7 protein-coding genes and 1 pseudogene are annotated in these 11690 nt (G+C 62.4%); all 8 read right to left on the bottom strand.

The window, feature by feature from the left end:
- Positions 1–49: 49 nt before the first annotated feature.
- Positions 50–319 (bottom strand): DUF2934 domain-containing protein, encoded by a 270-nt coding sequence (locus tag ACODSV_RS26365; protein ID WP_150055441.1) that lies wholly within the window; start codon positions 317–319, stop codon positions 50–52.
- Positions 320–343: 24 nt separating this feature from the next.
- Positions 344–3112: a malto-oligosyltrehalose synthase gene (locus ACODSV_RS26360; RefSeq protein WP_150055440.1), complete on the bottom strand. Its 2769-nt coding sequence runs from the start codon at positions 3110–3112 to the stop codon at positions 344–346.
- Positions 3109–5193: a 4-alpha-glucanotransferase gene (malQ, locus tag ACODSV_RS26355; RefSeq protein WP_150055439.1), complete on the bottom strand. Its 2085-nt coding sequence runs from the start codon at positions 5191–5193 to the stop codon at positions 3109–3111. Before malQ ends, ACODSV_RS26360 begins: the two co-directional genes overlap by 4 nt.
- Complete coding sequence (gene treZ / locus ACODSV_RS26350; RefSeq protein ID WP_024075741.1) at positions 5190–6935, bottom strand: malto-oligosyltrehalose trehalohydrolase; 1746 nt, start codon at positions 6933–6935, stop codon at positions 5190–5192. The genes malQ and treZ overlap by 4 nt, the downstream gene beginning before the upstream one ends.
- Positions 6936–6954: 19 nt before the next feature.
- Positions 6955–8511, bottom strand: coding sequence for a glycogen synthase GlgA (gene glgA / locus ACODSV_RS26345; RefSeq protein ID WP_024075740.1), 1557 nt, complete (start codon positions 8509–8511; stop codon positions 6955–6957).
- A gap of 523 nt (positions 8512–9034) precedes the next feature.
- Positions 9035–9988 (bottom strand): D-2-hydroxyacid dehydrogenase family protein, encoded by a 954-nt coding sequence (locus tag ACODSV_RS26340; RefSeq protein ID WP_150055438.1) that lies wholly within the window; start codon positions 9986–9988, stop codon positions 9035–9037.
- Between the two features lie 26 nt (positions 9989–10014).
- Positions 10015–10298 (bottom strand): annotated as a pseudogene (locus tag ACODSV_RS26335) (alpha/beta fold hydrolase); the annotation flags it as partial.
- A 29-nt stretch (positions 10299–10327) separates the two neighbouring features.
- On the bottom strand, positions 10328–11690 hold a 1363-nt coding region (locus ACODSV_RS26330; RefSeq protein WP_489078355.1), incomplete at its 5' end, for an immunoglobulin-like domain-containing protein.

Genomic DNA, 11690 nt, shown 5'->3' with positions numbered 1-11690 from the left:
ATGACCACCTGCCGACCGTATCGGCAGGTGGCTCATGAGGTCACGAGGCTTAAGGCTTGGGCTTTTTTGGCGCCGCCGGCTTTTTTGCCGCCGGGGGCGCCGGTTTGCCTGGGGCCGCTGCCGCAGGCTTGGCTTTCGCCGCTGGCTTGGGCGCGGTCTTGGGCTTGGCGGCCGGCTTGGGTTTACTCGGCGTCAGTGCTTCGGCCTCCGCCAGCTTGCGCGCCATCTCCCAGTGGCGTGCATCTTGACCGTGGGGCTTGCCCTCGGACTCCCAGATTTGATGCGCCAATTCGCGAATGCGTTTGTCTTCAGTACTCATCACAATGCTCCTCACAGAAAATTTTCAGCTTTCTTGATCATCAGGATTGATAAAGACATTGACCGGGAAATCCCCCAGCGCAGTGCTGATCAACAGCTCCTTGTCTGGTGTGACTGCGACTGTATGAAAAAGTCCCTTCCAGTTTTCGGTTGGCGCGGCGAACGGTAATTTCACCCGTGTATCGCCCCAAACCCGCGCATTGATCTGGGGGTGCACACCCTTTTCAAGCAGGCGATGGGGCCAGCGCGGCACCACCACCAGCACGCGTCTGCCCTGGTGCTCGCGGCAAAATGCAACCACGTGTTCGGCGTGTTGGCCCACCACATCCAGGGGCGTGTAGCGGCCCTGATGAAACACCTCGGGGTGGGCCTTGCGCAAGGCCAGCGCCTGGGCGATCACCGCCTGTTTGACCCGCCCGTCACGCCAGTTGAACAGCAACTCGCCGAGGTCGAGTGGTGCATTCAGCGCACGTTGCCGCGCGTTGAAATCCACCGGGCGACGGTTGTCCGGGTCCACCAGGCTGAAGTCCCAGAACTCATCACCCTGGTACAGGTCCGGTACCCCAGGCACGGTAAGGCGAAGCAAGGATTGCGCCAGCCCATTGACCGCGCCGGCAGGTGCGATGGCCTGGGCGGCACTGGCGATGGCGGTGCGCAGGGGCAGGCCGTCGTCGCTGAGCAGCAGGCGCGAAAGGAACGCTTCTACCCCTTGTTCGTAGGTGTCGTTGGGGGCGCTCCAACTGCTTTGCAGCTTGGCTTCGCGCAAGGCTTTCTGTTGCCACTGCCACAGGCGCTGTTGATAGGCCTGGAGCGCTTCACGGTCGTCCAGATGCAGGTCCAAAGGCCAACTGCCGAGCAACACTTGATAGAGGATCAGCTCATCACCGGCCGACGGGCTACTGGTGTCATTGCGCAACGGCGCCGCGAGGGTGCGCCAGTGCTCCACCTGTCCGGCATACCACGGTGCGCATTCGCTCAGTACCGCGAGGCGTGCGCGGCTGTCTTCACCACGCTTGTGGTCGTGGGTGGCAGTGGCCAGCAGGTTGTCGGGGAACGTCTGCAGGCGCTGTTGGTTGACGCGGTGGAAGTCTGTCACGGTGGCGCTGAACTGCTCGGTACTGAAGCCCACATCGTTGCGCGACAACAATACCGCCGAGCGATAGAACGCGGTGTCTTCCACGGCCTTGGCGGCCGCCGGCGAGGTCAGTTGCTGGAAGCGCACGCAGGCGTGCTTGAGTATCTTGCGCTCGCGACCGACGGGGCGGTCGCGCCAGGGTTGCCCGCCCAGCCATTTTTCCAGGTGATCGAGCACCGGCCAGTCGCCCTCGCTCAAGGTGCTGCGCGCACCGGCCAGGGCCTGCTGGAAAAAGACGTCGTCGCGCTCGCTGCGGCCTCGGGCGCTGATATAGGTGCGGTACACCGGGAAGTGCACGATCAGTTCCTGCAAGGCGCGGCGAATGGCGCCCAGGGTCAGGTCGCGGGTCATCACATCGTCACGGGCCACTTGCAACAGGGCCTGGGCCACGCTTTCAAAGTCGCCGCCCAGGGAGCCATTGAGAATCTGCTGACGCGCCAGCCGAGCCTCTTCGATAAAGGCTGAGGGCCGTTCGCTGTGTCGGGTCCACAGCTCGGCCAGCGGTTCGAAGCCCTGCGGGTCGTGTTGCAGCAGCGACAGTTGGTTCATGAATTCGTAGCCGGTGGTGCCGTCCACCTGCCAGTCTTCGCGCAGGGTTTCGCCTTCGCCGAGGATTTTTTCCACGAAGATCGGCAGATGGCGCTGTGGCGACAGTGAATCGACACGCCGGCGCAATTTGCGGCAATACCCGCGCGGATCGGCCAGGCCGTCGATATGGTCGATGCGCAGGCCGTCCACCAGGCCCTCGCTGATCAGCTCGAAGATCTTGCCGTGGGTGGCTTCGAACACCGCGCTGCGTTCCACGCGTAGGCCGCCCAGTTCGTTGACGTCGAAGAAACGCCGCCAGTTGATATCGTCGGCCGCGGTGCGCCAGCTGGCCAGGCGGTAGGCTTGTTGTTCGAGCAGGTGATGCAGGCGCTGGAAACCGTCGGGTTGGCGCCCATCGAATTCGCCCAGGCGGTGTTCGATGGCCTCGCGTACGGCGCCGTGGGTAGCACGCTCGACCAGTGCCTGCTTGAGCCAGGCGGCTTCGGCGTAGGCGTCGTCCTGATAGGCGAGGGCGCTGAAGCGGTCGGCGAGGGGCTTGAGCAGTTCATCAGTGCCGAGGATCGCCGCGTAATCCCGTGGGCAGACCGGAAAGCGATGCTCGTAGTGTTCGACGTAGAACGTGCCATGGGCGGCGTCAAAATGCAGGGTCAGGGTGCCGGTTTGCAGGGCTTCGCCGTAGTCGCTGCCAAGAAACGGCATGAGCAATTGGCCCTTGAGCAGCGGGTCGGGCGAGTGCCACTGGATGTCGAAGAACTCGCTGTAGGGGCTCAGGCGGCCCCATTCCAGCAGGTCGAGCCACCACGGGTTGTCGGCGCCACCGACGGCCATGTGGTTGGAGACGATGTCGAGGATCAGCCCCATCTTATGTTCACGCAGTGCGGCGACCAGCCGGCGCAATGCCGCTTCGCCGCCCAGTTCCGGGTTGACGCGGGTGGGGTCGACCACGTCATAGCCGTGCATCGAGCCGGCGCGGGCGGCGAGCAGCGGCGAGGCGTACAGGTGGCTGATACCCAATTGGGCAAAATACGGCACCAGTGGCACCGCGTCGTCCAGGGTGAAACCTTTATGGAATTGCAGGCGCTGGGTTGCGCGCAGGGGCAGTGCGTTCATCGGTCACGCTCATAGGCTTGGTTGCGCGCGACGGCCAGCAGTTCGAGGCGGCGGGCGGCGCCGGCATTGTCGAGCAGGCTGGAGGCTTCGCCGGGCAAGCGACGGCGCCAATTCGGGTGGGTATCGGTGGTGCCGGGCAGGTTGGCTTGTTCTTCAAGGCCCAGCGCATCTTCCAGCGGCAGCAACACCAGCGGCGCGCGGGTATGCCCCAGGTAGCGCACACTGGCGTCGATCATGTGGTCGGTCTCATTGCGGATTTCATCGATGAAATTCTGCGGGTCCTGGCTCAGGGCCTGGCGCAATGCCTGGCGCTCACGCAGGCGGTGCTCGCGCCATTGCTCCACAGTGGGGGCGTCGATCAGGCCCAGTTGGACGTTCCAGTCGATATCGCGGCTGTGCCACCAGCCATTGAGGGTCGGCAAGTCGTGGGTGCTGGTGGTGGCCAGCGCGTTGTCCGGCCAGTCGAGGATCGGCTTGAACTGGCCATCGTGGCCTTGTTCGAACAACAGCACGCGCATGCCCAGGATCGAACGGCCAATGAGTTTTTCACGCAGGCCGTCGGGCACGGTGCCGAGGTCCTCACCGAGCACGATGGCCTGGTGGCGGTGGGATTCCAGGGCGAGCAAGCGCAGCAGGTCGTCCACCGGGTAATACAGGTAGGCGCCTTCCCGAGGCGAGGCGTCCATGGGAATCACCCACAGGCGTTGCAGGCCCATCACATGGTCGATGCGCAAGCCGCCGGCATGCGCAAAGTTGGCCCGCAGCATTTCGATAAAGGCCCGGAAGCCGTTGCGCTTGAGGCCTTCGGGGGAAAATGCGGAAATCCCCCAGCCTTGCCCGGCACGGTTGAGAATGTCGGGCGGTGCACCCACGGTAAGGTCCGCGAGCAACTCATCCTGGCGACTCCAGGCCTGGCTGCCACCGCCGTCGGCGCCGACGGCCAGGTCGGCGATCAACCCGACACCCATGCCGCTGCCACGTGCCGCTTGTTGCGCGCGCTCCAGGCAACGGGCGATCAGCCATTGGCTGAACGCATAAAAGCCGATATCGGCCGCGTGCTCTTCAGCGAAATGCACCAGTGCCGGGCTCTGTGGCGAACGCCATTCCTGCGGCCAGTGGCGCCAGTCGAGTGATTCGCCCGCGGCCGCGCGTACGGCCTGCACCGCTTCGAAGCGGCAATGGTTTTCCAGGGCCTCACCGCCAGCCTGGCGGAAGCTCAGGAAGTCGGCGTGTTGCGGGTGGTGGCCGTGGCGGAAGTCTTCATACAAGGCGCGCAACAGGCGCTGCTTGGCCTTGGCGGCGGCCGGCCAATCGATCAGGGTGTGTTGTTCCAGGGCGTGCAGTTCCTCCGCCAGGCCACAGGCCTCGATGGCGTTACGGACTTCACGTTCGCCGAGGACGCAGCCAGGCGATGCATACAGGCTGTTGAGAAATAACCGGCTCGAGGGCGAGTACGGGCTATAGCGCTCGGGGTCGGCACTGAACATCGCATGCATCGGGCTGATGGCCAAGGCATCGGCGCCGCGCTCGGCGGCCGAGCGGGCCAGGTGTTCCAGGGCCAGGGTGTCGCCAAAGCCACCGTCGCCGAGGCGGCGCAAAGAATACAATTGGGCACTCAGGCCCCAGGCGCGGGCGGTGGCGGTGTCGACTGCTTCGGCGACGCTGTAGCAGTGAGTGGGGGCCACCGCGAGGGTGAAGGTCTGGTCGTCGATATGCACCTGGTGATAGCCGAGGGCGATCACGCCGGGCAACACGGCGTGGCTGTCCAGGCGCAGTTGCAAGGTTTCGCCGTCTTCCAGGTGGACGCGGCAGGGGGTGTCGGGCGCAAAGAAATGCCCGAGGTCCAAGCCATCGCCGCTGTCGACGGTCATCAGGGGTGGCAAGTGTTTGTCTTGTTGCACCTGCTCCAATTCAAGCAGGCTGGCATCGACCTGGGCATCGTTGTCGGCCGGGTGACCCAGGCCTTTTAATACCGCGCGCAAGGCGTCGGTTGTCACGCGTTGCGGGCGGCCATTGGCGTCGATCCAATCGACGGCCAACCCCGCTCGGCTGGCGAGTATTTCCAGGTTCGCTTCACTCAAAGGTGCTCTCCAACAGGGGATAAGGTGACGCGCGCGCTGAAGGGCGCCAGGTGCGGGCCTTCATGGGCGGGCGTTTGGAACAGAAGCTGCGGCGGCGCGGGGCAATCGAGGGGCGCACGGCTCAGGTTCAGATCGATCTGTAACAGGCTGCCATTGCCCAGGCGCCAGCGCGCGCTGACGGCGCCGTCTGCCAGCACGTGCGCGCCCAAGGCCACGCTGCCCGGCAGGTGCGGCACGATATGCCGGTGGCGCAGGCTCAGCAGCTGGCGGTAGAAGTGGGCGTGTTCGTTTTCCACCAGGTTCGGCGCCGATTGCACAAAGGTGGGCAGCGCGTTGGGATCTGGGATGTGTTCGCGCCGTTCGGGGTCCTTGAACGCGGCGAAATCGGCGAATTCATTGCGCCGGCCCTCACGCACCGCTTCGGCCAGTTCGCCATGGTGGTCGGTGAAAAACAGGAACGGCTCGCTCGCGTTGACTTCATCGCCCATGAACATCAGCGGGATCATCGGTGACATCAGCAACAAGGTCGTGGCGGCCTGCAACGCCTGCGGCGAGCACAGTTGATGCAAGCGTTCGCCCAAGGCGCGATTGCCGATCTGGTCATGGTTCTGCAAGAACGCCACGAAGGCCGTGGGTGGCAAGTCGCCACTCGGTTCGCCGCGCTCATGCCCGTGGCGGGTGGTGTGGCCTTGGTAGATAAAGCCTTCGCTGAGACAACGCGCCAGTTTGGCGGTGGGCTCCTGGGCAAAGTCGCTGTAATAGGCGTCGGTTTCGCCGGTCAGCAACACATGCAACACATTATGAAAGTCATCATTCCATTGCGCGTCGAAATCGTGCTTCAACAGGTGGGCCTGGTTGAGCTCGTTTTCCAGCACCAGCCACACATGCCGGCCGGTGTCCACCTGTTGGCGCACGCGGTGGGCCAGCTCCTGCAGGAAACCGGGGTTGTCGATGGCGTGTACCGCGTCCAGGCGCAGGCCGTCGAAGCGGTATTCGAGCAGCCACATCAGCGCGTTATCGAGGAAAAAATCCCGCACTTCGCGGCGATTGAAGTCGATACCCGCGCCCCAAGGTGTGTGCACATCCTGCTGGAAGAAGCCCTTGGCGTACTGGCCCAGGTAATTGCCGTCAGGGCCGAAGTGGTTGTAAACCACGTCGAGGATCACCGCCAGGCCATGTTCATGGGCGCTGTCGATCAGGTGCTTGAGCTGTTCGGGGGAGCCGTAGGCGGCGTGCGGTGCATACGGCAGCACCCCGTCATAGCCCCAATTGCGCTCGCCGGGAAATTGCGCCAGAGGCATCAATTCGATTGCGGTGACGCCCAGCTCGGCCAGGCGTGGCAGGTGTTTCTCGACACCGGCGTACCCACCCATCGCGCCGACGTGCAGTTCGTAGATCACCGCTTCATGCCAGGGGCGGCCTTGCCACTGGCTGTGTCGCCATGGGTAGGCGAGCGGGTCGACCACCAGGCTCCAACCGTGCACGTCCGAGGCTTGCGCCCTGGACGCAGGGTCGGGAACATCCATTTCGCCATCGATGTTGTAGCGGTAGCGCGTGCCCGCCGGGCACTGGATCTCTATCTCGAACCAGCCCTCTGCCTGAGGCAACATGGCGAGGGACCGGCCGTCTTCCAATTCAACGCTGACATAAAACGCGTCTGGCGCCCACAAGGCAAAACGCGTGTGTTGCGCGTCCAACATGATTGCGCCGTGGGGCCAGGTTTCCAAAGTCCGTAACGGCATCTATGAAGACCTCCCTTGATTATTTAGTGGTTTTCCCCAGAGCCTTGGCCACCAGTTGTTCGTAGAGTTCGGCGTAGGGTTCTACCGCCTGGCACCAGTTGAAGGGTTGGGTCATGGCGCGGCTGCGCATGGCATTGAGCAGGCCTTTGTTGGCGAACACCCTGAACGCACGGCTCAGCGCTTCCTCATAGCTTTGCACCGTGGACTCATTGAACAGGAACCCGGTGACGCCATTCTCGATGGTGTCCGCCAGGCCGCCGGTATTGCGTGCCACCGGCAGCGAGCCGAAGCGTTGGGCGTACATCTGGCTGAGGCCGCAAGGCTCATAGCGTGAAGGCATCAGCAGGAAATCGCTGCCGGCGAACATGCGGCGTGCATCGGTCTCGTTGAAGCCAATGCGCACACCGACTTGACCAGGGAAGCGCAGCGCCAGCTCACGCATGGCTTGTTCTTCCTCCGGCTCGCCGCGCCCGATAATCGCGATCTGGCCGCCGTGCTCGACGATAAAGCTGGCCACTGCTTCGGTGAGGTCCAGGCCTTTCTGGTAGACCAGGCGCGAGACCACGGCAAAGAGCGGGCCGGTGGAGTCATGCAGGCCGAACAGCTCACGCACGTGGGCGGCGTTGATTGCCTTGCCTTCCCAGTCACCGATATTGAAGTTGTGGGTCAGGTGCGTGTCGGTGGAGGTTTCCCAGCTTTCATCGATGCCGTTGGGAATACCACTGAGTAAGCCTTGCTGGGTCTTGGCGGCGAGGAAGCCGTCGAGGCCGCAGCCAAATTCCGGGGTGGTGATTTCCTGGGCGTAGGTGGCGCTCACCGTGGTGATATGGCTGGAGTACGCCATGCCGGCCTTGAGGAACGACATCTTGCCGTAGAACTCCATGCCTTCCTGTTGCAGGGCATGGGGGGGAATGCCCAGTTCCGGGGTCGAGGCCAGGCTGACCACGCCTTGATAGGCCAGGTTATGAATGGTGAACAGCGTTGGCGTGCGTGACCCACGCCAGTGCATATAGGCCGGGGCCAGGCCAGCGGGCCAGTCGTGGGCGTGCACCAGGTCCGGGCACCAGTGGATCTGGGCGAGGTTGGCGGCCATGTCGGCGGCGGCCAGGCCCAGGCGGGCAAAGCGGATATGGTTGTCGGGCCAGTCACGGCCGTTGTTGGCGCCGTAGGGCGTGCCTTCGCGCTCGTAGAGCTCGGGGCAGATCAGCACGTAGATGACGAGGCCATCCTTGAGGTCCATGCGCCCGATCTTGCACGGCGGCAGCGCGGCGTGGCCGCCGAGTTCGCCGATGATATGGATCGGGTTGTCGCTTTCCATCACCTGCGGGTAGCCCGGGATCAGCACCCGTACATCGTGCAGGTGCGCCATGGCGCGGGGCAGGGCGGCGGAAACGTCGCCCAGGCCTCCGGTTTTGACCAGGTCGGCGAATTCAGAGGTGACGAACAAGACTTTCTTTCGGTTCGGGTTCTGACTCACGATCGGCCGCACAGTGTTGGGCAGGTCGGCCAACGAGGTGGGCCCCCCTGCCGGCTTACTAAAACGCTCTCCCTGAGTCTCTACAGCGGCACTGATCATAATTCTCTCCCACGTGTTGGTCGGCTAATGGCCCGCTGCCACCAGCTCCGAAGACCGCATCCTGCGGCCAGGCGCACAAGCGTTATACAAACTGGCAAGGCTTATGCCAGATGCACGGTCAGCTGAAATAGATTGGATGGACGGGCATCGGCTGTGAACTGCGTGCGCTCGCGCCACCTTAAAACTGGACCTACGGCAGAGTTGTAAAGTTTCGATTTTTTGCGGGGTTTTTGTTTTGGAACGGACCCATCGGTCATGAGTCTAGGACAGATCCCAGAGCCTGTAGGGTTTATGTGGGAATTTTGTAGGACAAAAACTTGTAACCATATGCAATTGCACGAAAGTGAGCGGGTCGTGGCGAGCAGGCTTGCCCTGCGCCGGAGTGCGAAGCGCTCCAAACGGCTTGGCGACTTGCACCCTGTTGCCAGTTTTCAGGGCCGTTTAGCGCCCCAACGCAGGGCAAGCCAGCTCGCCACAGAGCGTGTATTCACATCATTAGTGCGGGCTGCCCTTTATTGGTGCGTCAGCCGAGTAAGCGAATGGGCACTCCATCAGCCCAAGCCTGGATGCTTTCGATCATCTGCTGATAAAACTGCCGATAGTTCTGCTCACTCACATAGCCCACATGGGGCGTGGCCAGTACGTTGGGCAAGTGGCGGAACGGGTGATCGACCGGCAACGGCTCTTCGGCATACACATCCAGCGCAGCGCCTGCCAGGCGACCAGCGGTCAAGGCCTGCACCAGCGCCTGCTCATCCACGATAGGCCCGCGCGCGGTGTTCACCAGCCGTGCGCTCGGTTTCATCCAGCCCAGCGCCTGCGCATCCACCAAGCCGCGGCTGCGTTCGCTGAGCACCAGGTGAATGGTCAGGATGTCGGCCTGTTCGAACAGTTCGCGCTTGCTGACCCAGGTCACCCCGGCTTCGGCGGCGCGCTGCGGCGTAAGGTTTTCACTCCAGGCGATCACCCGCATGCCGAACACCTGGGCGAACTGCGCGACTTTCTGGCCGATGCTGCCCAGGCCGAGGATACCCAGGGTCTTGCCGTACAGGTCGCCGCCCAGGCCCACTTGCCAGTGGCCGGCGCGCAGGGCATTGGCTTCAGCGAGCAGGTTGCGGGTGGAGGCCATGATCAGCGCCCAGGTCAGTTCCGGCGCGGCGTGCTTGTAGCTGTCGGTGCCACACACCTGGATACCCAGGGCCTTCGCGGCAGCAATGTCGATGGCGGCATTGCGCATCCCGCCGGTCACCAGCAGCTTGAGGTTGGGCAGGCCTTGCAGCAGGGGTTTATCGAAGGTCGAGCGTTCGCGCATTACGCAGATCACGTCGAAGCCTTTCAGGCGCTCGATCATCGTGGTGGTTTGCGCCGGATAATCGTGCAGGAAGTGCACCTGGCCGACGCTGTCCAGAACCGACCAGTCCACCACGCCTTGGGCCACATTCTGCCAATCATCAATGACTGCAATCTGTACCGACATTCACGAGTGCCTCGAAAAAGGTTGGATTAAAGGGCGTTCAGGCCCTGCAACAGTGCGGTGTGAAACTGGGCCGGTTCGTGCATTTTCGGTGCATGGCCTAACCCCGGGAACTCCACCAGGGTTGCATGGGGAATACCGGCGACCCGAGGTCTTTGCCGATGGCGGTGGTGGCGGACGTGCCGATCAGCAGCAGGGTTGGCATCCGCAGGTTCTTGAACGCGTAATACACTGGCCGGGTGAGGATCATGTCGCAAATCAACGCCGAGTTCCATGCCACCAGCATATGGCAGGGGCGGTCGCTCAGGCCGGCATATCACGTTCGTCCCGTTTGGCCGCACGTCATGGCTGCAGACACCAGGCCCATGCGTATGTATTTCTGTTGATACACCGCACGATATCCGGCCTCATGGAGTCCCAAAACACGCCCGTGAGGAAGTCGCAGCCCTCTTCAACCCCCAGCCAGTAAAATGAGTCAAACGGAACGGGTAATGGCGAGCCGTATACGGTCCGCATAAACGATATGCCATCGGCATAATAGATACCTACAGCGCCAGGTAGTGATTTGCGCCAGGCGACGGCCTGGCTCCAAGTCATTCCTCCACGATTTTCACGCAGTTGCCATACGTTGCTGACCTCTACACGGTATGACGCGGTATTGCCTGCCCTGTCTTCTACATCGATATAGGTGCTTCCGTTAGCCATGCCCCTGACGTTACCGTTGTTTAAGTTGACCGTCGCGATACCTGGGTTTCTTGAACGGTATGAGTAAGGAGGCGAGCCCCCTTCTGCCATGCGTATCTGGGCATTGCCCGGGTATTCCTGGCCGTTTCGTGGCCAGTCGAGAGCGACGATGGCTCGCCCGTTCAAAATCATGGTCGAGGTGCCAATACTCAACGGCGGCGCTTTTAAAACGGAGTAGATCACCGGTGGAAACACGATCGCATCCGCCCGTTCTGGGCTGGTGCTGAACGCGGCCGAGAACTCCATCGTCAGCGTCGAAGCGTGGTCCAATTCATTGAGGTAAGTGGCCAGGATCGGATGTTCATAGCGACCCTGGTTTATCCAGTCGCCATTGACACGATCACCCCCGCTGCCGTTTAGGAGGGTGATCGGGTAGTTCACGCCGTTCTTTTTGCCTGTCAACGTCAGCCAAACCGGCCAGAACTCGGTAATAAAGTGCCAGGTGCCAATATGGGCGGTCGCCCCGTCAATCACTTTTGCCAGGTCGAGTATTTGGGTTTGTTGATCTGCTTCGTTGATACGGATGATGGTTTTCTGCAATTCATCCAACGGAATAGGCAGCACCCTCACGGTCAATATCTGAGAGTCCGGCGACGGTTCACCCCTGCGGGTGACCACGTACTTGAACGTCATGAACTGATCGCTATTGCCTATGTTGGCCGCAATGGCCTGCGGGGGGATGTCGAACACGACCTCTCCCGCTAATTCGTTGCCGAATTTGGCCGGGATGTCCGGCGAGCCTTGCCCTTGCCTACCGAGCATGAACACTTTGATGGAGTCGGTGTCGAGCATCCCCACGTAGCGCACCACCAGGTCGCTGCCATTCAGCGCATCCAGCGGCGCCAGCGTGGCCCTGCCTGGCCCGGTGATCGTGGCTCGGACCAAGTCCGGTGGTGGCAGGTCCAGCAGGCCTCGGGCAATCAGCACGGACGTGATTTCGGAGTAACGCGTCGGTTCAAGC

The organism is Pseudomonas sp. FG86 (assembly GCF_057808775.1).
Note: the sequence above shows the minus strand (reverse complement) of the source record. Positions and strands in the feature narration are given on the sequence as shown.

Excerpts from the sequence above, each read along its gene's own strand:
- glgA (WP_024075740.1), bottom strand. The coding sequence starts at position 8,511 with ATGATCAGTGCCGCTGTAGAGACTCAGGGAGAGCGTTTTAGTAAGCCG.
- ACODSV_RS26365 (WP_150055441.1), bottom strand. The coding sequence starts at position 319 with ATGAGTACTGAAGACAAACGCATTCGCGAATTGGCGCATCAAATCTGG.
- ACODSV_RS26340 (WP_150055438.1), bottom strand. The coding sequence starts at position 9,988 with ATGTCGGTACAGATTGCAGTCATTGATGATTGGCAGAATGTGGCCCAA.
- ACODSV_RS26360 (WP_150055440.1), bottom strand. The coding sequence starts at position 3,112 with ATGAACGCACTGCCCCTGCGCGCAACCCAGCGCCTGCAATTCCATAAA.
- treZ (WP_024075741.1), bottom strand. The coding sequence starts at position 6,935 with ATGCCGTTACGGACTTTGGAAACCTGGCCCCACGGCGCAATCATGTTG.